Annotated in this window: 22 protein-coding genes; 6 read left to right on the top strand and 16 right to left on the bottom strand. The window is 44.4% G+C overall.

Annotated elements, in window-relative coordinates:
* Nucleotides 1–56: 56 nt before the first annotated feature.
* Entirely contained in the window at nt 57–938 is an 882-nt protein-coding gene (locus AB4Z45_RS04310; protein ID WP_441908058.1) for an alpha/beta fold hydrolase, read from the bottom strand.
* A gap of 220 nt (nt 939–1,158) precedes the next feature.
* On the opposite strand from AB4Z45_RS04310, the gene AB4Z45_RS04315 reads away from it, so the two are divergent.
* Nucleotides 1,159–1,929: an exodeoxyribonuclease III gene (locus tag AB4Z45_RS04315; RefSeq protein WP_441908237.1), complete on the top strand. Its 771-nt coding sequence runs from the start codon at nt 1,159–1,161 to the stop codon at nt 1,927–1,929.
* Nucleotides 1,930–1,987: 58 nt separating this feature from the next.
* On the opposite strand, the gene murI is transcribed toward AB4Z45_RS04315, so the two are convergent.
* From murI to AB4Z45_RS04330, 3 genes are all read right to left on the bottom strand, one after another.
* Nucleotides 1,988–2,785 carry a glutamate racemase gene (gene murI, locus AB4Z45_RS04320; protein WP_076268780.1) on the bottom strand — a complete coding sequence of 266 codons (798 nt, stop codon included), beginning with the start codon at nt 2,783–2,785 and terminating at the stop codon, nt 1,988–1,990.
* Nucleotides 2,786–2,937: 152 nt separating this feature from the next.
* Nucleotides 2,938–4,824, bottom strand: a complete 1,887-nt coding sequence (locus AB4Z45_RS04325; protein ID WP_441908059.1) for an LTA synthase family protein — start codon at nt 4,822–4,824, stop codon at nt 2,938–2,940.
* 126 nt (nt 4,825–4,950) lie between these two features.
* Nucleotides 4,951–5,418 carry a RidA family protein gene (locus AB4Z45_RS04330; protein ID WP_441908060.1) on the bottom strand — a complete coding sequence of 156 codons (468 nt, stop codon included), beginning with the start codon at nt 5,416–5,418 and terminating at the stop codon, nt 4,951–4,953.
* Between the two features lie 130 nt (nt 5,419–5,548).
* On the opposite strand from AB4Z45_RS04330, the gene pdxR reads away from it, so the two are divergent.
* Nucleotides 5,549–6,976, top strand: coding sequence for a MocR-like pyridoxine biosynthesis transcription factor PdxR (gene pdxR, locus AB4Z45_RS04335; protein ID WP_441908061.1), 1,428 nt, complete (start codon nt 5,549–5,551; stop codon nt 6,974–6,976).
* A gap of 15 nt (nt 6,977–6,991) precedes the next feature.
* Nucleotides 6,992–7,837, top strand: a complete 846-nt coding sequence (locus AB4Z45_RS04340) for a Cof-type HAD-IIB family hydrolase (RefSeq protein ID WP_441908062.1) — start codon at nt 6,992–6,994, stop codon at nt 7,835–7,837.
* Between the two features lie 137 nt (nt 7,838–7,974).
* Here AB4Z45_RS04340 and mglC read toward each other — a convergent pair whose 3' ends face one another.
* From mglC to AB4Z45_RS04375, 7 genes are all read right to left on the bottom strand, one after another.
* On the bottom strand, nt 7,975–8,991 hold the full coding sequence (gene mglC / locus AB4Z45_RS04345; RefSeq protein WP_441908063.1) for a galactose/methyl galactoside ABC transporter permease MglC: 1,017 nt from the start codon (nt 8,989–8,991) through the stop codon (nt 7,975–7,977).
* A gap of 30 nt (nt 8,992–9,021) precedes the next feature.
* Nucleotides 9,022–10,539 carry a sugar ABC transporter ATP-binding protein gene (locus AB4Z45_RS04350; RefSeq protein ID WP_441908064.1) on the bottom strand — a complete coding sequence of 506 codons (1,518 nt, stop codon included), beginning with the start codon at nt 10,537–10,539 and terminating at the stop codon, nt 9,022–9,024.
* 109 nt (nt 10,540–10,648) lie between these two features.
* Entirely contained in the window at nt 10,649–11,659 is a 1,011-nt protein-coding gene (locus AB4Z45_RS04355; protein WP_441908065.1) for a galactose ABC transporter substrate-binding protein, read from the bottom strand.
* Nucleotides 11,660–11,784: 125 nt separating this feature from the next.
* Nucleotides 11,785–12,768, bottom strand: a complete 984-nt coding sequence (locus AB4Z45_RS04360) for a substrate-binding domain-containing protein (RefSeq protein ID WP_441908066.1) — start codon at nt 12,766–12,768, stop codon at nt 11,785–11,787.
* Nucleotides 12,761–14,518: a cache domain-containing sensor histidine kinase gene (locus AB4Z45_RS04365; protein ID WP_441908067.1), complete on the bottom strand. Its 1,758-nt coding sequence runs from the start codon at nt 14,516–14,518 to the stop codon at nt 12,761–12,763. Before AB4Z45_RS04365 ends, AB4Z45_RS04360 begins: the two co-directional genes overlap by 8 nt.
* Nucleotides 14,515–16,167, bottom strand: coding sequence for a response regulator transcription factor (locus tag AB4Z45_RS04370; RefSeq protein WP_441908068.1), 1,653 nt, complete (start codon nt 16,165–16,167; stop codon nt 14,515–14,517). The genes AB4Z45_RS04365 and AB4Z45_RS04370 overlap by 4 nt, the downstream gene beginning before the upstream one ends.
* Nucleotides 16,168–16,435: 268 nt before the next feature.
* Complete coding sequence (locus AB4Z45_RS04375) at nt 16,436–17,026, bottom strand: hypothetical protein (RefSeq protein WP_441908069.1); 591 nt, start codon at nt 17,024–17,026, stop codon at nt 16,436–16,438.
* 185 nt (nt 17,027–17,211) lie between these two features.
* Here AB4Z45_RS04375 and AB4Z45_RS04380 point away from each other — a divergent pair, with 185 nt between their 5' ends.
* Nucleotides 17,212–17,601, top strand: coding sequence for an SET domain-containing protein (locus tag AB4Z45_RS04380; protein ID WP_054026376.1), 390 nt, complete (start codon nt 17,212–17,214; stop codon nt 17,599–17,601).
* A 103-nt stretch (nt 17,602–17,704) separates the two neighbouring features.
* Here AB4Z45_RS04380 and AB4Z45_RS04385 read toward each other — a convergent pair whose 3' ends face one another.
* From AB4Z45_RS04385 to AB4Z45_RS04405, 5 genes are all read right to left on the bottom strand, one after another.
* Nucleotides 17,705–18,448 carry an SDR family oxidoreductase gene (locus AB4Z45_RS04385; RefSeq protein ID WP_441908070.1) on the bottom strand — a complete coding sequence of 248 codons (744 nt, stop codon included), beginning with the start codon at nt 18,446–18,448 and terminating at the stop codon, nt 17,705–17,707.
* Between the two features lie 160 nt (nt 18,449–18,608).
* Complete coding sequence (locus AB4Z45_RS04390) at nt 18,609–19,217, bottom strand: TetR family transcriptional regulator (protein WP_441908071.1); 609 nt, start codon at nt 19,215–19,217, stop codon at nt 18,609–18,611.
* A gap of 237 nt (nt 19,218–19,454) precedes the next feature.
* A complete protein-coding gene (locus AB4Z45_RS04395; protein WP_441908072.1) occupies nt 19,455–19,907 on the bottom strand; it encodes a hypothetical protein in 453 nt (150 codons plus the stop codon).
* A gap of 190 nt (nt 19,908–20,097) precedes the next feature.
* Complete coding sequence (locus tag AB4Z45_RS04400; protein WP_441908073.1) at nt 20,098–20,541, bottom strand: OsmC family protein; 444 nt, start codon at nt 20,539–20,541, stop codon at nt 20,098–20,100.
* Nucleotides 20,542–20,677: 136 nt separating this feature from the next.
* On the bottom strand, nt 20,678–21,562 hold the full coding sequence (locus tag AB4Z45_RS04405) for a helix-turn-helix domain-containing protein (RefSeq protein ID WP_441908074.1): 885 nt from the start codon (nt 21,560–21,562) through the stop codon (nt 20,678–20,680).
* Nucleotides 21,563–21,919: 357 nt separating this feature from the next.
* Between AB4Z45_RS04405 and AB4Z45_RS04410 the strand changes: the two genes are divergently transcribed.
* Together AB4Z45_RS04410 and AB4Z45_RS04415 are read left to right on the top strand one after the other, a co-directional pair.
* Complete coding sequence (locus AB4Z45_RS04410; RefSeq protein ID WP_441908075.1) at nt 21,920–23,077, top strand: GNAT family N-acetyltransferase; 1,158 nt, start codon at nt 21,920–21,922, stop codon at nt 23,075–23,077.
* 73 nt (nt 23,078–23,150) lie between these two features.
* Nucleotides 23,151–23,375 carry a hypothetical protein gene (locus tag AB4Z45_RS04415; protein ID WP_076268884.1) on the top strand — a complete coding sequence of 75 codons (225 nt, stop codon included), beginning with the start codon at nt 23,151–23,153 and terminating at the stop codon, nt 23,373–23,375.
* The last annotated feature ends 396 nt before the right edge of the window (nt 23,376–23,771 follow it).

Raw genomic sequence — 23,771 nt, forward strand, 5'->3', positions numbered from 1 at the left:
AGAGAGCATGTCGGCCTAGTCGTTTCGTATGATCGCTTACTCCGAGCAAAACAAGTTCAATGAAGTAAAAATGGGATTAGTTCATTATGTACAGCATCAGGCTGTTCATGATTAACACCGTGTCCTGCATGAGGGATTATTTTGTAACGAAATTGTCCTGCGTTTAATACCTGCAAAAAATCCTTCTTATGGGACAGCTTGTACTCACCCATCAGAAAATACAGCTTTTCCTTTATCGCAGCTGCTGACGCTTGATCATATTTCTGCAGCTTATGTGCAAACATCGCTTGTTGATTATGATTTTTCATGGCAAGAACAAGATGATCCGCTAATTCGGGATGCTGCTCATAAACGCGGGATTGGGGCGAGCTTAGCTTTTTTATAATTTTAAGCATATTATTGCGGGTTGGAATCAGCATTTCCGGCATCATCATCATTAAGGTGCTCACCATCGTTTTAATTGGTGTTGTAACCATCCCTCCCTCCATGCAAACGACTCTGTTCACTCTACTTGCTTCGTTAACCGTATAATTAAAAGCCATATAAGCTCCATTCGACACACCAGCGATATGAAATTGATCCAATCCCATTTGATCAACGATTTCATTGATCCATTCCACCTGATCAAACGTCTTTTTCTGAAAGTTTTCGTTAGGCACACTTTTTCCTGGTCCACCCATCGTATCTACTGCAATGCAATAAAAATGGTTGGATAATTCCTTTATGTTCAGCATCCACATCACCGCCGAATTATCTCCAACGCCATGAAGCAGCAGCAGCGGTGGATTCGACTTATGACCTGCAATAATACAATGCGTGACGCCGTATTTGGTGTTAATGTCCAGCTCCTCAAATTCCGTTGGCCACAGCTCCAAAAGCTCATTATAGGAACGCAGAACCTGTTCTTTTCCTAGTTCACTCTTATATATTTTTATCATGAAGGTCTCCTTCTTCTCCAAACGTTTACCGTTCTTATAAGCTATCTTATCTATCGTTGGAATGCTGCTTAAGTCTACATTATCGTCACTATCAATTTTTACATTAAAATCCTTAACTGTATATAACGTTTGCTAATGATTTTTTAGTTTCCAACAGTCCTTTGAAGAAAATATGATAAACTAGTACGTAATGCTAGAAAACGTAAGGAGATAGATCATGATTAAGCTAGTATCTTGGAACGTAAATGGTTTACGGGCATGCGTAACGAAAGGCTTTAACGATTATTTCAAGGAAACGGATGCAGATATTTTTTGCCTGCAAGAAACGAAGCTGCAGGATGGACAAATCAGCATGGAGCTTGGTGATGAGTACTCGCAATATTGGAATTACGCGATTAAGAAGGGTTACTCAGGCACTGCGGTGTTCACCCGTATAAAACCTCTCTCCGTGCACTATGGCATTGAGGAAAACTCGGAGCCCGAGGGACGAGTCATTACGCTGGAGTTTGAAGGATTCTATCTAGTTACCGTATATACGCCTAACGCCAAGCGCGACTTATCGCGATTGGATTACCGAATGGAATGGGAAGATCGCTTCCGCGGTTATCTTCAGCAGCTTGATGCCTTAAAGCCTGTCATTATTTGCGGTGATTTGAACGTAGCCCATCAAGAAATTGATCTTAAGCATCCAAAGCCTAATTTAGGGAACTCCGGTTTTACAATTGAAGAGCGCGGCAAGATGACAGAGCTGCTGGCAGCTGGCTTCCTCGATACATTCAGACATTTTTACCCGGATCGTACAGATGTGTACAGCTGGTGGTCGTACATGATGAAGGTGCGCGAGCGGAACGTGGGATGGCGGATCGATTATTTCTTAGCCTCTTCAAGGCTGAGCCCACTGCTCATCGATGCGTCCATTGACACGCATATTTTGGGCAGCGATCATTGTCCTGTTTTGCTTACTTTGGAAGAACCGCCGGCAATCATATAATCGTCATAAAAAAGGCGGGCAGCACTCATGATGAGCGCTGTCCGCCTTTTGCTTCGAATTAGCTTTGAAGCGACTGTGTTAAAACATTTTTTTCACGTAAAATCGAAAGCGCCTTTTGCATCTTGTCCATGTAAGCAGGCTCTTGGCCCGAGCACATAAAGCGTACGTTACCATTGCCTCCGCCTCCGGGAATGCCATAGCGGCTCAATAATGCGGATAGGCGTTTCACCGTTCCCACATTCCCATCCACAATCTCGATATGAGCAGGAAGCAGCTCCCTTAATATATCCTTATAGAAAGGATAATGTGTACAGCCAAGTACGATAATTCCGTAATTGTCTAAATCATAGTTTGCGAGCTTTGCCCGGAAATATTCGTTGATAATCTGTTTATCAAATTGCAGCGCCTCACAATAACGCACAAGCTCAGGCAGAGGCAGTGAATCCACGATTCCCATCTCATCCACGCGTGACACGAGTGCGTAATATTTTGGCAATTGTAGCGTTAACTGCGTTGCGAAAACGAGTACCCTTTTGCCTGTTGCTCGGTTCATTTCTACTGCTGGCTTAACAGCAGGCTCCATGCCGACAATGGGCAGGGAATAACGCTCTCTTAACTCGTTAATTGCAATACTGGTCGCAGTATTGCAAGCCACGACCAATGCATCTATGCCCTCTTCCATCATTAAACCAACCGTTTCAAAAATGTACGCTTTCACGTCTTCCTCTGACTTCGTCCCATAGGGAACATGGAGCGTGTCCGCCATATAAAGAAAATCCTTATCAGGTAGTCTTTGAAGTGCCTCCGCTAATACGGTAAGCCCGCCAAGCCCTGAATCAAAAAAACCAATTCGCATGTCTCATCGATTCCTTACGTTTAATGGAATAGAGTACCTTCTGTAGCTATATCCATCTTACCTCATTGCCTGCCTCCATAAAAGCTTATAATTGCATTTGCGAAGAAAAAAATGCCTCAAGTCCGGATGGACAAGAGGCATTTCATCTGCTTCTATGGTGCCCGCTTCGGCAGCAGACGTACATAATCATCCGAAAGCTTCATGAGCTCCAGTATATAATCATAATCTCCACGATATTTGCTGAAGTCAGCTACTGGCTTTTTCGTTCTAATATCGACGGCAGTACCGTCCTCAAAGCCTTTTCCAGGTATAAATAAGATATCATTATTAAAAAATGAACCTGTCGGCAAATAATACCGCATACCGATTACATTTTGAGAAATATTAAGCAAGTCATGTCCAAATGTCGTAAAAGCTTGATCATCAAGCGATATGCCTAGCAGATTTGTAATGGTCGGCATAATGTCAACCTGACCGCCAACCTGATTAACGGTCTTTCCCTCTACGCCTGGTACATGAACAATAAGCGGGATGTTTAAGCGGCTAATTTGCTCATCATAGTGGATGCCAAGCTGCTCACTAACCCATGCAGGATCATTGTCTGTCGTTTGTAGACCAGCGTGATCGCCATAGGCGACCAAAATCGTGTTTTCCCACATTCCGCTCGCTTTGAGCCCCTCAATAAAACGGCCTAGTTCATAATCGGTATAATTTAATGCAGTCAAATAATTGCCCAGCTGCGTTCCTTGCAAGGAATCCGGCATCGTAATATGCTGAAGCTCCGTTGGAACCTTGAAAGGATGATGACTGGATGCAGTTACGAATTGAGCATAAAAAGACTTGCCTTGCTCCTTCATATCGTTAAGCTTTTCAAGACCGACCCTGTAAAGCTCCTCATCCGATGCGCCAAAAGAATTAAAATGATCATTTTTAAATGATGCTTTATCATAATATGCCGTAAAACCTAGCGCAGGATACATTCGGTTGCGATCCCAAAATGTCACATCATTAATATGAAAGGTGCCCGATTCGTACCCGCTTTCTCCAAGCAGTCTCGGAAGACTCGGCAGCTCTCGATCACCATAGCCTGTAGACATCGCCATATCCCCGGTTGGATAGATAGAAGTATTTGACATGAACTCAGCGTCCGCAGTATTCCCTTGTCCAATTTGTTGGAATACATAAGGAAAGTAGAAGCTTTCCTTCGCTAGCTGATTAAGAACAGGCGTAATCGCCTGACCACCGACAGACAAATTGATGGCAAAGTTTTGGAAGGCCTCCATTTGAACGACGATCACATTTTTACCTTTGGCAGATCCGAAATAATTAGGCATGCCTGCAACGACCTTATCTCCAGCTTGATCAAAATAGGAGGATTTGAGCGCTATCGCATCAGCCCCTGTTTCTTCTACATTGCCATTTTTCAGCGCAGCCTGCTCTTTGCTCGCCTTAACGGCTGCCGCTACCTGATAATTGATATAGCCTAAATTCTCAGCTTTCACAATCTCGTTCGGAATCGTACTCGCGGACCAAATGAATCCACCCGAGATCGCAATACATAGAACAGCTGCAACAGCTGTATACAGAGGTTTTGCAATTCGCTTGCGCCCATCGCTGCGTACTCCTCTGGCACGTTTAACGATATATAGAGCTGCCAAGACGGCAACATCCAGAAAGTAAACATAATAAGCAGGCAAAATAATAGACCCTACACTTGTCCTAATTTGCAGCACTTGGTCAAGTCCGTGCAGTGCGGTATACGTAGGTACCGTTCCGTAATAACTGACATACACCGTTGAAGCAAATAGCAGCAAGGAAAACACAGCATTCACGAGCCCAAATACGGCTCCTCTCCACCTCGCAGAGGTGACTAGCTCCAGCAGCATAAGCAGTGCAAGTACGGCTGCAGCATCAGGCAGCAAGCTCTCCACCTGTATGCCTGAAAAGACGAAATGGCGAAACAGGAGCATTTTCAACATCATAAAGAAGAATATAACGATAAACAGTGATCTGTCATAACGTTTAGGGAAAAACTGCAAGATGCTCACTCCTTAGAAATTTGCACTTCATTAAATATAAAAAAACCGTCAGCACCTGACGGCTTTCTTAAACTTTAATGTTAAGGCAATATAAAAGCAAATGCAACGGCTAATAATTAGTAGACCTTAAGCCCTGGCCACTTCAAAAATAGAATCAACAATGATCGGCAGCTGATTTCTTAAGGAGCTCGCCCCCATAACCGAACGTGCATGAATTCCTCTCTCGCCAAATACCTCCACCATCAAATCCGAGAAGCCATCGAGTACCTTATGATGCTCTTCATAGCTGGGATCAGCATTCACAAAACCTTGTACCTTTACGACGCGAGTCACAAGATCCAACCGCTCTAGTGAATGCTTTAATACGGCGAGAACTTCAATTCCTGTCTGCCTAGCGAGTCGATAACCTTCTGCTGTCGTAAACTCGTTGCCAAGCTTCCCTTTTATCGCGGCCGCAGGTCCTTTGCCAGAAACAAACAGAAGTCCATTTGAAAATACGCAGTTAGCATATTTAGCTGCGGGCTCGCTCGCCTTTGGTACAATAATCCCTAATGTTGCCAATCTACTTTCAACGGTTCCTTCTACTTGCGGCATAGCAACCCCTTCTCTCCATTTATATTTCTTGTTATTGATGGAAGCCTATGCCAAAGTTTATACTGAAATTGACCTCTACCACAGTGTCAGATTTATATGAATTTTAAGGGTCAGATTGTGTGGAGATAAGATGGATATCAACCTTTCAGAAGAAGAGCAAGGCCCTGTCTATTTGGTGTTGTACAGACATTTACGGAAACTCATCCAATCTGGCGCTCTAGCGGATGGAACAAAGCTTCCATCAATTCGATCGCTCCGCGAGCAATCGAAGCTTAGTAAAACGACAATTGAAACGGCTTATCACATGCTGCTGGAAGAAGGTTATGCGGTTAGCAAGCCGCGCGCCGGTCTATTTGTTATACAGTCACAATTAACTCCTGCTGCTGCCATGGTTCATACAGAGATTTTAGAAGAAAAAGCTAGCATACATCGCCATTCCATTCCGCTTCCTACCCAGAACGGCACAGTCATCGATTTCAGCCTGCTAGCCGTGGATGGTGAATCATTCCCCATTCGGGCATGGAAATCCGTTCTTCATGATGCATTATCTCACCATGCCAGTAATGTTCATCAGTATGGCGATCCGCGAGGCGAATACGATTTGCGTTTGCAATTGTCTTACTATTTAAAGCGTTCAAGAGGCGTCAATTGCACGCCTGAACAAATCATTATTGGATCAGGCTTTTCTTACAGCACACAAATTCTCGCGAAATTGCTAAACGGTGCATCTACAATTGCAGTCGAAGAAGCCGGTATCGCTCAGGTTAGAGCTGCCTTTCAGCAGCACGGCTACAATGTCGCTCCTGTCCCCGTCCATAACATGGAGAACTTCGTTTCTATATTAGTAGACAAACAAATTCAAATCTTATATGTCACTCCTTCACATCGCCCTAATGGGAGCTCATTACCGTATTCCACTAGGCAGCTGCTGCTCCACTGGGCAAGCACAAACAGCGCCTATATCATTGAGGATGACTACGACGGAGAGTTTCGTTATTCAGGCAAAACCATCCCTTCTCTCCAAGGAATGGATCATCAGGGCAGCGTCATTTATATTGGGACGTTTTCCAAAGCCTTCACACCCGCGCTGCGTATGAACTATATGGTTGTTCCGACTCAGCTGCTCAGCAAGCTGCAAGCTATAGAGCACACACTTACGAGTCCATCACGCATTGATCAGTGGGCCATGCAGCTGTTCATGGAACGAGGGCATTGGTACAGGCATGTAAGGAAGGTTCGCAATCTTTATCGTAAAAAACGTGCAAAGCTGCTTCAGCTCATTGACACTTATTTGCCCGAGCATGTGCAGGTTCATGGAGATTCTGCAGGGATGCATGTGGAAATCGCTGTTCAAACAACGTGCAGTGCCGAGGAGCTGATTAAGCTTGCTGCTTCGGAGGATGTTTACGTTTATGCTGCACAGGATACGCCTATCCTGCCCGGTCGTTTTGCAAGATTATACTTGGGGTTCGGCGGAGTAAACGAGAAAGAAATGGAACGAGGGTTGCGCCGGCTCGTGAAAGCATGGGCGGGAGCCCTACTTCCTAATCATGAATAACAGGGGGCTTTATTAATGGCAAACAATCATTTCCTTACAGATCTCGATGGAACGCTGCTTCAATCGGATGCTACCTTGTCCGAGTATACGATTAACGTCATAAACCATGCGATGAAGCAAGGTATCATCATTAGTTATGCAACGGCAAGAAGCTATATGAGCTCCAACAAAATCGTATCTGTTATCCCGTGGAAATATCCGATCGTTTTATATAATGGCGCGGTTATCTTTGATCCCATTTCATCCAAGGTCATAGGCGGATACTGGCTGGATAACGAAACGACAAATCAAATTATTGATCTAGGAAGAAAACAAGGCCTAATTCCCTTCTTGTTCGCGCTTGATGCGGAGGATAAGGAACGTGTATTCCACGAGAAGCTGCTGCGAATTGGCGACATAACCTTCTACGAGAGCCGCCCTAATGATCCTCGTTTTGGAGAAATGCCGCTGCTCGAATGCTCGGATGCCTTTAGGACGCTGATTGTGACCTATATTGGCTTGCTGCATGAGCTTAAGCCGCTTAAGGATGAAGTACAGCGCACATTCGGCGATCGGGTTCATGTTCATCTCATGAAGGATCAATATATAAAAGATCATTATTTTCTAGAATTCAGCCACAACAAAGCCAATAAAAAAGAAGGCTTGAAGCAGTGGGCGGAGCTGATGCAATGCTCTCCTGAGGATGTTACGGTGTTCGGTGACAATCTGAATGACTTAGGGATGTTTGAAGCTGCCGGCACCAAGGTCGCTGTTTCCAATGCACACCCTACTCTCATTGAGCTGTCCACGTTAGTTGTAGAGAGCAACGATAAGGATGGTGTAGCGAAGTATATTGAGCGTGTGATTGAGGAGCAGTCTTAAGCTGTATATCTAAAAGCATCATTGCTGGATAGCTGCCCTTAGTTGTGCGAAGAACAATAAAACCTTTCGTGTGAATGAAAGAAGAAGCTGCCCCAAGGTCATCGACCTTCTGTGACAGCTTCTTCTTCGTTCTCTTCTTACTTCTTCGCTACATATTTGCGAATATCGAACGCTACAGCAACAACGATGATCAAACCTTTGATAATCAGCTGCCAGTTCGGGTTAATACCGATATAAGTCAAACCATAGTTGATGACAGTGAAAATAAGAACACCTGCGATGATCCCTTTCACTCTGCCGACGCCGCCAGTTGTTGAAACGCCGCCGACCACGCATGCAGCAATGGCATCAAGCTCATACATATTGCCGTAGTTGTTGGACGCGCCGCCCGTACGCGCTGCTTCGAGCACGCCAGCTAAGCCGTACAAAGCACCCGCAATTGCATAAATCCACATCAAGTTTTTAGCCACGTTAATGCCGGATACATGAGCCGCTTGAATGTTGCCGCCAATGGCGTACATGTTTTTACCAAGACGTGTTTTATTGAATACTACCCATACGATAAACGCTACAAAAATAGCGATAAGGACGATATAAGGGATAGAGAATTGACCGCTGCCCACGGCACCCGTTCCAATTTCAGTGAAATCACTGCGCAAACCGCCGATTGGCTGCGAGTTGTTTGGGGGCATATCGAAGTACAGAGAATTCGCTCCGTATACTGCAACCATGGTACCGAGTGTAGCAATAAATGGCGGTACGTTAAATTTCGCTACGATTAAACCGTTTAATAATCCGACCAGCAAACCAACTGTAATAGCGATGATGATCGGGATGATCACCCAAAGTTCAGGCAGGTTAGGAAAAAACTTGCTTGCATATTCAGGCATTTGCAGCATCGATGCGGACACGACCGCACTAAGTCCGACAACACGCCCTGCTGACAAGTCAGTTCCCGCTGTGATAAGAACAAATGCAGCGCCAAGCGCAATAATGACTCGCGTCGATGATTGCACCATCATATCTCTAAGCGTTGTTATCGACAAAAAATTCGCATCAATAATGGCGATTCCTAAAATTAATGCAACAAGTACAATCCAAATGGCATTTTGCGAAAATGCATTTTTTATTTTTAAACCTTTAGCTGCTTCCATTGCCGTAAACCTCCTTTAAATCCTTCATCATTAGCCCGTCTGTGCTGCAAGCCGCATAATACTTTGCTCGGTTGCCATGTTGCCTTCAAGAATGCCTGTGGCACGACCCTCCGACATCACCATGATGCGATCGGACATGCCAATGAGCTCCGGCATTTCGGACGAAATCATTATGATGCTTTTCCCTTGCTTGGCAAGCTCAATAATAATATTGTAAATTTCATATTTAGCTCCGATATCAATGCCCCGTGTTGGCTCGTCCAGCAGCAAAATATCAGGATTTGTAAGCAGCCAGCGAGCTAACAGCACCTTCTGCTGATTACCGCCGGATAGGTTGCGAATCAGTTGATCAACAGACGGCGTCTTCGTCTTGAATTTCTCAACACCTTTTGCTGCTTCCGATCTCATCTTTGATTCATTTAAGAAACCAAAGCGATTCTGATATAAATCGAGATTAGCGATCGCTGTGTTCTCGGTTACGGACAACACCGGAAAAATCCCCGTCACCCTGCGCTCCTCAGTTAATAGTGCAATTTTGTGGCGCTTTGCATCGATTGGCGACTTAATCGTAATCGATTTTCCGTCCTTGTAGATGACACCTGATTTTACGGATCGAAGCCCGAACAACGCCTCAATCAGTTCAGTACGCTGAGCCCCAACCAGTCCGCCTATTCCGAGAATTTCACCTTTTCGCAGCTCGAACGATACATCCTTGAAGGAATGTGCATGCGGCGAGGTTAATCCCTCCACGCGCAGCATGATTTCTCCTGGGATGTTCGTACGCTCCGGGAAACGATCCGATAAATCGCGGCCTACCATACGTGTAATAATCGTATCGATGGTCAGCTCAGGTGCTGGCCATGTACCGATATATTTACCATCGCGCATGATCGTCACGTCATCGGAGATTCGTAATATTTCTTCCATTTTGTGCGAAATATAAATAATCGAGACGCCTCTTGCACGCAGCTTATTGATGATGTCGAACAGCTGCTCTACCTCATTGCCTGTAAGTGATGAGGTGGGCTCATCCATTACGATAATTTTTGAATTGAAGGATACCGCTTTGGCAATTTCGAGCGATTGGATTTTGGATACCGATAATTCACCGACCAGCTGGTTCGGATCAATCGTCATATTCAAATCCTCGAACAGCTGAGCTGTGTCGCGGTACATCTTTTTATGATCAATGAACCGGAAAGGCGCAATGCCTCTTACCGGAAATCTGCCAAGCCAAATGTTCTCCATCACGCTGCGCTGCGGCACCGGATGCAGCTCCTGATGAATCATTGAGACGCCGTAATTCAATGCGTCCTTGGAGTTTTTAATATCAACCTTTTGCTCATCGAGAATGATTTCGCCGTTATCCGGCTTATAAATCCCAAACAAACATTTCATCAATGTAGATTTACCTGCACCGTTCTCGCCCATGAGCGCATGAACCGTGCCTGGCCGTACTTTTAACGTAACATCATCTAGCGCCTTAACACCTGGAAACGTCTTGGTAATTCCGTTCATTTCTAGCAAATAAGGATGCTGCTTTGCCATCGTTTAGCCTCCTTTTGTCCAGCCCGCCAAGAAAGTAGGCGAAAAAAAACAGGGGCAACGCAAGTGACGTTATTCCCCCGCTCTTGATCATCCATCTTTACCGCTTATCTTATTTGCTCTCTTGTGTTACTTTTTGGTATGGAATCCAAACATATTTACCGTCTGTAATTTCAAAGCCTGTATTTTCTTTCGTTGGTGTTTCGCCTGCAGCAAGAACGCGCATAAGCTCAACCGTTGCTTTGCCTTGGTTCGTCGCATCGTTTAGAACGGTTCCGAGCAAAGTGCCTTCTTTCAGCGCTTGCTTTGCTGGGTCTGTTGCATCTACGCCAACAACCGGCATAAATTTATTGTCTTTAAAGTAGCCAGCAGCCTTCAATGCTTCAATTGCGCCAAGCGCCATGTCATCATTGTTTGCTAGAACAGCTTCGATTTTATCGCCTTTGGAAGCAAGGAATGCTGCCATCTTTTCTTGGCCCTTAACACGATCCCACATCGCAGTATCTTCAGCTATGTTCTCGACTTTGATGCCAGCATCTTGAATCGCCTGGACAGAGAACTTAGTCCGAAGTTCAGCATCTTGATGCCCCGGCTCGCCTTTCAGCATTGCATATTGCAGCACGCCGTCACCGTTTTTGTCCGCTTCCGGATGCGCCTTCCAATACTCAGCGATGATTTCGCCTTCCATTGTGCCTGACTCTTCCGCTTTTGCGCCTACAAAAAACGCTTTGTCCCATTTACCCAAATCATCAGCAAGCGGCTCGCGGTTAATGAATACTACCGGAATATTAGCCTTTTGTGCTTTATCAATAACGATGCCAGCAGCTGTACGGTCAACCGGGTTAACTGCCATTGCTTTTACTTTTTTAGTTATAAACAAATCTACTTTATCATTTTGTGTGGGCTGCGAGTTTTGGCTATCTACGATATCTACTGCCAATTTACCTTCTGCCGCTGTATCGATCGCGCTGCGCACACCGCTCATAAATGTGTCGTCAAATTTATAAATGGCTACGCCTGCCTTAGGCAAGCTGCTTGCGCTCCCGTCACCATTTGCGCTTCCGCAACCTGCTGCTGTAACTGCTAATGCTCCAATAACGAGCGCTGCTGTCCACTTTTTCATTATTTATATCCCCCTGGTGGATGAATTAACTACTGCTTCATTATGTCGTAATTTTGGAGGGATTCACATGTAATATCCTCATCACTTTTATTAATATCCTCATCTATTTGTATATAAAATGAGCATTATTGCACAACAGGGAACAATAACTTCTGATTTTTAAGCCAAAACATATTCTCTTCCGTTATAAGCTCCATACTCATTTCCACCTTCTCGGGAACCGCTTGTCCATTTGCTGCTGCTAATGCATGTTTGACACTTAGATAGCCCATGCTGAAGGGATTTTGTACAATTAATGTTTGCAGCTGATTTTCCTGAAGCAGCTCCAGCAGCTCCGGAGAGCTATCGAAGCCTACTAGCTTGATCTTATTGCCCGCTTGCCTGCGCTTCAGTTCATGCGCCGCTCCTATCGACGTTTCTGTGTTAAGTGTTAATATGCCGTCTACCTTCTGCTTATCTAAAATACTGCTGACGGTTTGCTCACATTCTTGGTACGCCTCCGAGCACAATTGACTGCCCACAAGGTGGAGGCCCTCATATTCGTTAACTGCATCACGGATGCCCCGCTCCCGCTGAATGCCATTAATTCCACCCTTGCTATACGTTACTATCGCAACATCGCCATTGCCCCCAAGCTGTCTAGCGATTTCCCTCAGCGCTTCTTTGCCAGCCAAGTAATTGTCCATACCGACATAGGAAGCTGTCTTCCCCGAGGTTAGCAAGCTGTCCATTGCGATAACTGGTATATTCCGCTTTGCTGCTTCCTCCAAAAAAGGCTGAAATGCTGAATCATCATTTGCTCCAAGTACAATTGCATCTGGCCGAGTCTCCAGCGATTGCATGGCTGATTGCAGCTGCCCTTTGATGTCCCCTTCATCCGCGCCAGCAGAAACATGCAGAGTTATGCCAAATTCTTTGACGGCGGCCTGTGCGCCCATCGTCACATTTTTCCAGTAGTCGCCTTTGCTCGTCCGAAGAATAAGCTGAATTGTCTTCCCCGTCTGCTCCTGCTTTGGCACTTCTGGACCCGGGTAAAGAGCGGAATACAATAAGAGGGCAGCTATGATGAAGAGCAGCAAGCTTATGACCCAGCCTTTGAAATTAACCATTTTGCTTTCCCCCTCCTTCTGCTTGCTGCAGCGTAAGCGCAGGGAACCGAATCGTGACGGTTGTGCCCACTTCCTGCTCGCTCTCGAAATGCAAGCCATAAGAAGGACCGAAGAACAGCCGAATTCTCTCCTGCACATTCATAACCCCAACACCTGATCCCTTCGAGCTTACGACTGCACCTGTGAGAATTTTACCCAGTCTCTCCTCCGACATGCCAAGCCCATTATCAACGATCTTGACCACAATTTCACTGCCTTCAAGCCTCATGGAAATAGCAATATGCCCCTTGTCAACGGAGGGCTCAATGCCATGCAAGAGCGCGTTCTCAATTAGAGGCTGAACAATAAGCTTTAAGGTAGCAAGCGACAATGCCTCCTGCTGCAAATCAAAGGAATAGTCGAATTTATTTTTGAACCGCATTTGCTGGATAACCAAATAGTTCCGTGCATGCTCCATCTCATCTGACAGCGTGATTAGGCTTTTCCCCTTGCCTATACTAATGCGAAACAGCTTAGACAGCGACGTAATCGTCGTAATCACTTCTTCATTTTTGTTCATGCCCACCATGCGTACGACCGTATTTAACGTATTGTATAAAAAATGTGGATTGATCTGCGCTTGCAGCGCTTCCAGCTCATACTTTCGTTTGCTCTCCTGTTCCCTTACAATTCGGTCCATCAGCTGCTTGATCGTACCGATCATAATGTTGTACCGATCTGCAAGACGCTTGATCTCAAGCGGCCCTTCGCCGCTGGCGGCCAGGTTGAAGTCGCCCCGCTCTACGCTTTTCATCGAAAGCTCCAGTCTTTTGATCGGTCTTGAGATTCTCCGTGCCACTAAACTTGATATCAAAAATACGATTAGCGCTAGTCCGATAACAAGCTTGGACATCGAACGGTTCAATTGCCCGCTTGTCGTCATCACCTCATCCAAATAGGATACGCCCACTACCTTCCAGCCGACGTTGCCAATCGTTTGAACGCTTATCATTTTTGCTTCATCCGTAGAATCGTCAATAAAGCTGCCGTATGTATGCTTAAGCGCCAGCTCGACATTCTCATCTTTCAGCTTCGCATAGATGAGCTCCAGCTGCGGATGATATACAATGTTGCCCGCAGACTCATCCAGCATGTACACGTAACCCTTTTGCCCCAAGCTCACTCGTTCCGACAGCTCGTCAATCGTATTGAAATTGACATCCATCAGCAAAACGCCATGAACCTGCTTGCCCTGATGCTGGACAGTGATGTTTTTACTCATGGATACGACCCAGCGAAATTGCTGCTTGTACAAATTTTGAACATGAGGAAGCGATATGGATAAGTGACCTGCTGAATCGAGTGCGCTTCGAAACCAGCCTTCTTCCGTCACTTTCAACGTTTCCTTCAGCTCTACATTAGGTAAATCGATTAGCATCTGACCTTTCTCATCGAATAAGGCGAGTGATACCGTGTCCGAACGTGTCGACATCATTGACTCCAACTGATGGCGCATCCCATCAGACTTTACATCAGCGCTTTGTCCGATGGAATGATGCATCATGTTGAATAAGTCAGAGGTGACCTCTATATAATTTTCAAGATTATAGCTTACTTGATCGACAATTTGCTGTGAGTTGCGAAAGGCATTCTCCTGCGCGGTTGCAGAGAAACGGCCATATAGTACAACGCTGACAAGCAATATAATAAACACAGAAAATATCGTAAAAGAAACGGTTAAAATAAACTGTATGCTTTTTCGTTTTATCATTTCTCTTGTCCCATTAAGCCGCTGCGATATTCCTTGGCAGACAATCCGGCATATTTCTTAAAGCTGAGGCTAAAATAATTCGGATCGGCAAATCCGATTTTCTCCGCAATCTCAAATGCTTTGAGCTCTGTCGTGCGAAGCAGCTCCTTCGCCTGTTCCATTCGAAGCTGCAGCAAATAAGCACCGAACGTCATTTTCAATTCTTTCTTGAACAAGCCGCTAAAATACCCTGCGCTGATATGCAAATGAGCACACACCTTCGCAATGGACAAATCACTATCGTGATAATGCTCTTTCGTATAATGAATGGCATCCTCTACGATTTGTTTATAGGTATGCTGCCTGCGGCTGGCGATACGAGCTCTCACCTTAGCACATAAATCTCCAAACCAAGCCTTCGTTTCCTGCATGCTGTTCAGCTTCTGGTATTGATTCAATATGCCCCACCCGCCTGCGAAAATATCATCATTGTCACTCACATAGGCTTTGGTCAGCTTAATAATTGCCGTTACCATTTCGAGCAAATAATGCTGATACTCGTGAACAGGAGCCTGGACACGGGATATTTCATCAAACAGTCCATCAATTACTTCTTCCAGCTCTTTCTCGGTACCAAGCTTCACTGTTCGAACTAGATTCTGCTCCTTCCATTCGTCGAAGAGAAGCTTGTCATGCATGCGACTTTCCATATCATCGATACAAATGATAAGGTTATTGCCAAGAATCCGGCGATAATCAAGAGCAACTGTTGCTGCCTCATAGACATACTTGAGGTTTCCCACATCTTGTGTGAAGGTCCCAACGCCAATCATAACTGGAAAACGCAAAAACCTCTCGATGCTTTGCAACACTTCCTTTAGCGCATCCTGCGTTTGCTCCATAACCAGTCCCTTATTGGGCTCTGGGCTGACCGTGAACAGTACAACTTGATCTTGATGAATAAAAACTTTGCCAAGCTCATGCCTATTCCATATTTCAGCCGCAATATTGCATACGGAGAACAGCTTTAGGTCCAAATCCGTTGACGAAGCGAGTGAATGTGAGGGTGGCTGAAACTCTCCATCCTTCTGATGCTCAGAATGATTAACTGCAATAATGGAGACAATGTACCCCTCGCCATCCAGCTCCATGCCGTATTTCGCTGCTTTTATAAAAATGTCCTTATGAGACTGTTTGCGAGTAATTAAAGAGGAAAGAAATTTCTCACGAACGATAGGCAGACTGGTGCGGTAATGCTCCTCCAGAAGCTCAATATTGGTTCGCTTCTCACGCTCCTCATCCATGCGCTTCGCTACTTCCGCAATTGTGTCCGTCAGCTGCTTTGCCGAGAACGGTTTCAAAACATAAGCCTCTACCTGCAAATGTATGGCCTGCTTCGCGTATTCAAATTCATCATGACCCGATAAAATGACAATTCGCGTAATAGGATACAGCTTTCTAGCCCATTCCGAGAGCTCCAAACCGTTCATATATGGCATGCTAATATCTGTAATGAGCACATCAGGCTCCATTTTTTCAAAAATCTCCATCGCTTCCTTGCCATTCCCTGCCGTTCTAACTTCTGAGAACCCGCAGCTCTTCCAATCAATCTCACTCATTAATCCTTCCGTAACTTCCGGCTCGTCATCAACGAGCAGCAGCTTGTACACATGTACCCCTCCAAAATTATTGCTTTTTGACGAAGCACCTGTTCAAACACCTCGTTTCGCCACTCCCCATTTAACCATAGATTTTATGAATGTAAATAAGAAATCAATGGATTAGGTTAGAGTATGTCTTACTCCTGTCTTCTTATTCATGCATGAAAATAACTTTTGAAGCCTAGAAGAGCATGCAAAAAAACCGTAATCCTCAAGAGGAGCTTACGGCTTATTTTTTGCACATTTACACCCTATAAATACAACATCCTTGCTTCCTTTATTGACGACGTCGTGCCCGCACAACAACAACCCCAATGATCATAAAAAGGGCTAGCGCACCTATGATGATCTGCAGCTTTGTTACTCCGCTTTCGTTAGCATGCAAAACCTCGCCAGCGCTTAAGGGCAGCGGATTATAACCATTGCCTAGTACCTTCAACTCTTCTCCTGCAGCAGAAACCAGCTTCGTTAAATCACATATTCCTGTTTCAAGCTTTCCTGACCTGTCATTAGCAGACACGATATAGGTATCACCTGCATTAAATTTTTCATATCCGCAGCTTGCAGAGCTCATCGCTGTATATACAGCTGTCTGCTGCTTGAGTTTTCCTTTCCATACCGTTGCTACTTCAAAGTCTACTTGAACGAGATCAGCAGATGACATCGTTTTTTTCTTAGGAGGCTGTGTTACCTTGATTACTTTTCCAGTGAAAATGGCGGTCTTGCGTTCAAGCTCATCTTTTACCTGCGTCTCTGCAGACGGCGACATTGCACACGAGCATGCGAAAGCTGCTTTAGGGTTAACAATAAGTGCTGTACTTAACAGAATGACTCCACATAAAAGGTATATCAGAATTTTTTGGTTCATCATCATCACCTCATAACCTAGACGGGCTGAAAATGATAAATGTTCCCACAATAATGGATCGTTATGAAATAACGTTTACCTTAGCCGCTGGCTATTTACTCATTAAATTGATATATTACCTAAGGTGAGCGAGCTTCATGCAATGGCAACGAGCTCCTTAGACTAAAGAACCGTAGGTGACTAACATGATTGAGGTAAAGACTTCTAAGCTTAGCGATGGAGAATTTAATAGAGGAGTATTTGCGAAGGTTGATATTGCAAAAGGCGTTCTGTTTCATGAAGCCCCAGTCATTCCTTTCCCGAATGAGGAGCATGAGCACATAGAGAAAACGATGCTTGCTGATTACGTGTTTGAGTATGGCGCTAATCACACTGCGATCCTGCTTGGATACGGCATGTTGTTCAACCATTCCTATACCCCAAATGCTTATCACGATCTTGATTTTGACAATCATGTCGTTAACTTCTTTACTTACTCAGACGTAAAAGCTGGCGAAGAGCTTCTTATCAACTACAACGTGGATAACGATGATCCGATGTGGTTTGATGAGAAAGTGAATGAGGACGAAAAATAGCAAGTGAGCTTTCAGCCCTTATTCTAAGCTTCACGGCGTAACAAAAGACGAGTCCTTTCCGCAGAAACTGCGATCGGACTCGTCTTTTTCGTTTACAACAATATTATACAAAACCGCCGTTCACCCGGATCGTCTGACCTGTCATCCACTGTGACTCGTCACTGGACAAAAACAGCACCACACTCGAAATATCCTCAGGTTCACCCAATCTTCCGAATGCATTCATATTGGCAATACCCGATATTTGCTCCTCTGATTTCCCTACCTTAAAGAGCTCCGTGTTAACAGGACCAGGTGCAATGGCATTAATGGTAATCCCCTTTGGACCAAGCTCCTTCGCCAGCTGGCGAGTGATCTGTTCAACTGCTCCTTTCGTTGCTGCATACACGCTATACGTCGGAAACATCGCACCAACAACCGAAGTCGAGAAATTAATAATTCTTCCGTTAGCGTTCATATGCAAAGCCGCTTGCTGGCAAGCAAAAAATGTGCCCTTCACATTAATAGCGAACTGCTTATCGAAGTCTTCCTCCGTCATATTAGCAATCGGCTTCGTAATCATAATACCCGCGTTATTCACAAGAATATCTATTTGTCCAAAAGCTTCTAATGTTTTGCTGAACATAGCCTCTACTTCCGCCACGATGCTAATATCAGCTTGTATCGCTATAGCCTCACCACCTAAACGCTTAATGCCATTTACTACTTCTTCTGCTTTGCCTGGGCTACTCGTGAAGATCACAACAACCTTTGCACCGTTACCCGCTAATTGCTCAGCAATCTCCCGACCAATTCCCCTTGACGCTCCCGTTACCAATGCTACTTTCCCAGCTAAACGCTTCTCCAAAAACATTCCCTCCTTGGCCTCTACAATATTATGCTCTGATTATATTCTCGCCACAGACAAATATCAAGTGACAATTTTTATTATTTGTCATTAAGTTTGAAGAAGATTTATCTTTAAATAAAAAAAGCCCCTCTGATTAAAATCATCATGGGGCTTCACATTATAGGATTCCACTAAGCAGTAAATTCCATACGAAATTGAACTGTTCATCAATGTCTTCTGCCAACCATTCATTGGCGTGTGCAGGATGATGAAATTTCGACGTTGCAAAAAACACGGCCTTCGCTAAGTTCTCAGCTTGTCCAGACTTGAATTCGTTTGAACGTATTCCTTCATCTATGATTTGCGTGATCTGCCTGATCAAGCGGTTCACATGATCGGTGATCATTTCAACCGCATTTACAGTGACAGCCGCGTACATCGCAAACATCTCTGAATCATTGGCTGCATAATTCCGTTTGCTGCGGATAAGCGTCTCCATCCATAAACGCAAACGATCTGAAGAGCTGCCGCCGGTTTGATTGGCTATCGCTTCTAAAGGCAATGCGATGCATCTCTCCAGCCAGCGCCCCGTTACCGCTTCTCGCAATGCAGCTTTACTTGCAAAATGGCGATACAACGTTCCATGGCTCACTTGCAGCACCTTAGCAACATCCACAACCGAGCTTTTATCGGGCCCATAGCGTCTAAGCACCTGTTCAGCTGCATCTAAAATCGTTTCCTTATTCAACGGAAGATCATTTGTCATATTGGGCAGCGAGCGATTCATCCGCTTCTGACAGCTGGATAATCCAATAGCTCAGCTCTCTCCCCCTCTCGGTGATTTTAGCCTACTATATCAAATCAAGAGTGTAATGACAATATCGTTATTTTGTTATTCGTTTTCATATTGTTACTGTCGTTTTAAATCTTGTAATAAGCCATTAAACATCAAAACATTGAGGTCATAATATTACAATAAAGCCGAATGTCCTCCAATAAGAGGCATTCGGCTTTATATAGAGAGCTATTGACCAATAAAGGTTGCAGAGCCGTTATCACCTGTAAAAGGAGGTGCGCCAGGCGTTGTTACATAACAAATAATCATTTTGTAGGACTTACCCTTGGAAATGTTCTGGTTAAAGGTAAGCACAAAGCTTTGGTTTTGACTGTCTGCCGCAGCTATCGATACTTTACTCGCTGTTAATGAATTGCTAGGATTCACTTGATCATTTTTACCAAGGGTTGCGATGCCTGTTGGCATAACATCCGTTGTGCTCTGAATCCAATAATTTGTTGGCGTTATGCCTTTTGTTTTATCAACTGGCTGGTCGTAAGTGATGAGCAGTTGATTAGGTGCTGTTTGTTTCACCTCGCGCAGCATTGGTATGGTCTGCTCCCTAGCGCTTGCTGCCTGAGGAGCAACAATCGCCAGAGCAAAAATACTGATCAACACGAGCCTTGTCATAAACTTACTCATTTTGTTCCTCCCTATTCAATAAGTGAAGTATTTGTTGCCTTTAAGCATAATGCCCTTACGAGTAATCATTTATCCAAAAAGAGAAAAAAATGTATATCACAAAAAAAGACCAGGTCCCCCCTCATAAAGGGGAAACCTAGCCTTCTTTTTCTTTATGTATGAACATTTAATGATAGCGAACAGCTTAAAATTAATGATCAATAACGATGCTTTCTAGTTTCACGTTAACCGGATGTGCGATTGTGTCGCCAACTGGACATTTGCTCTCTAGAAACTTCACGAATTCCTCAACCTTTTCTTTTGGCGAATCGGTTTTGATATAGAAGGTATAGCGAATATCCGAGTAGCCAGGACGCACATCCGATTTATTGAAAAATCCATCAAGATCGATGTCGCCTTCTACCTCTACTCGGAAATCATCCAGTTTAACATCAAACTTTGGAGCGTAAACTCTAGCAACAATCGATTGGCAAGCTCCTAATGAAGCGAGCAGCGCTTCAACAGGATTCATCCCCGTATCTGTCCCGCCCAAGCTTTTGGGCTCATCGATCGTGAGCTCGAAATGTCTAGACTTCGTTAAAACCTTTACTCCCTCTTGTAATTGAGCAGTTGCTTTAAACGTTTGAACAGCCATTTTGTAGTCTCCTCTAGTTCATTTGTTTTTTTGTAGACCAATTACAAAAAACCAAGTTATTTACTAGGTATTATATGTTTATTCTAAATTTATGTCAATCCTTGGAATCGCAGCCATGCAGCTTTTCTACTCTTTATTATTCCTCGAATGAAAGATTAGACGGCCCATCCAGCAGCTCGCTTTCCATCTCAAGATTAGTTGTTGGCACGCTGAGATCAACCTCTTCGAACTTGAAGCTATCTACCCATACATGCCCTTTGCCCATAAGCAGTACACCAATAGATATGGTCGCGCTGTTAGCAGGAACATCCAATACGATAGCGTAATGATTCCAGCCCGTATCACCAATAATTTTTCTATTATTCATATTATCAAACTGCAAAATATCCTGAGCGTTGTTGTCCACCCTCATCCACAAGCCGCAATATTCCTGTACCCCGCTTGTCCTTACAAAACCTGTGAATCTCATTCTGCGACCAACAAACTTCTCAGCTTTAAATTGCTGCATCATCGTACCAAATTGACCCGGGTCCTCTGCAATAAGCGCCTTCAAATACCCCGATGCATTTCCTTGATGAACAATGCTGCGGTCAACCCCCATTTCATAGTTTTGAGGCTGGCTTCCCGTCAGGAACCAGTCTTTCACAGGTGAAGCTTGATCCATATAATCTCCTCCTAAAGTAGAATACGTATGTGGTGCAAACATTTTACGGTAACGGCCCGGCGGCATGCTGTACATCTTCTTGAACGCTCTTGTAAATGCTTCCTGGCTTTCAAAATAGCAGGTCAACGAAATCGCAATGATCGTTTCATCCGTGTTTAGCAGCAGTCTAGATGCATAACAAAGTCGGCGGCTTCTCAAATAATCCGCTATGTTTATGCCTACTTCCTTTCGGAATAAACGGTGAAAATGGTATGGAGAAAAACCAGCGTGTGCAGCTATTTGTTCAAGTGTCAGTTCATCCTGAAGGTTTTCCTCCATGTACTGGATACTTTTTTGAATGATGTTGTGAGTAATCAACGGTGCGCCTCCTTTGACTCTAGAATAGCAGAAGGAAGAGGGCTGTTTTTGATATTTTTTGCTAAGTTATCATTGCTGCAAGCTTAATTCTCTATTTTAGTAAAAATCACTTTTGGTGAAATTACACTTGTGTGAAATCAGTAAAGTTTAAGTATAAATAAACAGCACCTTGCCGTGCCTATTTCCACTAAGCATAATAAATTTAGGCATGGTATCAACAGCACCTAGAGTATCACCTCTACTACGTTAAAAGGAGTGATGATGTTTGAATAAGAGCAATCAAATCAAAAAGCATGTGAGAGGTTTACATTTATAATTAAATAAACCTCTCACATACTTCTGGGAGGAAATAAGTTTATGTATATTTCGAAAGCGATAGGAACGGAACTTGCCAGCGAAAACTTCTCTAAAGCAGCAGCACTTTTTGGAGCTTTGAAGCACCATTTATCGATTCAAGGTGTCATTGAAGGTGTTTTGCACGGCAGAGTTTTCTTGTCCATTGACAGCGCGACAGCTGTATTAACAAGCCCTCAAGGTATATTTTTAGGCGGGAGCCCGGAAAACCATTTATTTTTTGAAGAAGTTAACAAGCTGTTTAAAGAAGAGCTTTTGCCGAAGCTTGCAGCGGTCGGACGGCTGGATTATGTGCTCTTCTATCCCTCGGATGAGAAATGGGAAAATATGCTCAGACTCGTGATGAAGGATCTGCTGCCTCTGCGAAGCGGCCGAATGACGTTTACTCACGATCTTGACGGAATAGAGACTACGCTTGCTGATCATATTTTCCCGATAGATAGCAGCTTTCTTAAAAGAAAAGATTTAATAGGGCTCGATGGCGTCATCAGTGAAATTCAAGGCGGCTGGGCCTCCATTGAAGCTTATGAGGATAGAGGTTTTGGATGCGCTGCAATTCAAGACACGGATGAAGGACCCTCCATCATCAGCTGGTGCCTGACCGATTGGGTAGTCGGGGATGAATGTGAGCTTGGCATTCAAACAGATGAACATTATCGAGGCAACGGATGGGCGCGAAAAACAGCGTTAGGCGCACTGTCACTTGCGAAGCAACGAGGCATGACAAGAGTAGGCTGGCATTGCTGGTCAAGCAATATAGGATCGCAAAAAACCGCTATAGCTGCTGGGTTCAAGCTGCTTATTGATTTCCCCGTTTTGTTCGGATGGAATCTGCCTCTAAACAATCTCCTCGTTAACGGGAACCACTATCTGCGCGGAGACACGAGATATGGCGTGGAACGAGACTATGCCCGTGCAGCATGGAGCTACGCACAAGCGCTTGATCAAGGCTGGGATTGGAACGGAGATGCCGCGCTGTATTGGAATGCCGCTTGCTTGTTTTATTTGACCGGAGAGCAGGATCGTGCCATACATTATTACAAAAGCGCGGTGGAAAAAGGTTGGCAGGGCATTCATAAGCCCCATTATCATGATTATGTCTATAGAGAAGCGGACAGTGAGCAGATGGCTCGTATTTTCGCTGAAGCATGTAAGTCATAGAGGTTGACCTCTGTTACCCTCCGCCAATGTCTAACATACAATGCATGGTGGAGGTGATTCTTTTATGCTTCAAATGTCATGGTATTCGAAGGCTTTGGGATTAGTCGGCCAGCCAGTTGGGGTCTCTTTACTGAACGGACAAGGTGTAACGGGCGTTTTATGCAGCATTACCGGGGGTAATTTAGTGCTGCAGGAATACTTGTATCAGAGTCAATTTGCGACGAAGCAATATCCCCTTAATACGATTCAAGATGTTAATTCCTTTCCAGGCTGCAGCGTGCCTGGTCCTTTATTCTAATACCAAATCAATGATCACCAAGAGCACGGGGCGTTTTAAAAGTCATATTGCGATTTTTGAGCACTACTTATAACTTATTTTCTTCGAGAAAAAGGACCTCCAGCTCCACTATACAGTGGAATTAGGGGTCCTTTCATTTGAAAACGAGGATGTTCCCCTGTCATGCGAAGACTTTTGCGGCAGCGCCTGCAGCAGCTTCATCTAAGCACAGAAATGCACTTATTTAACCAAATCTTTTTCAATTCTGCTCAATTAGAGGTATTTGTACACCTATTTGCATCATTTCAATCTTGTTTATTAAAAACAGGTGCACTTTTGCACTTGTTTACTCTCCACTATCGGTTCACGCACATTACAATCATACAACATGCATCGCAGATGCTGGATATGGTGGAG

It is taken from the genome of Paenibacillus sp. MCAF9 (genome assembly GCF_052114265.1).
Lineage (GTDB): Bacteria > Bacillota > Bacilli > Paenibacillales > Paenibacillaceae > Pristimantibacillus.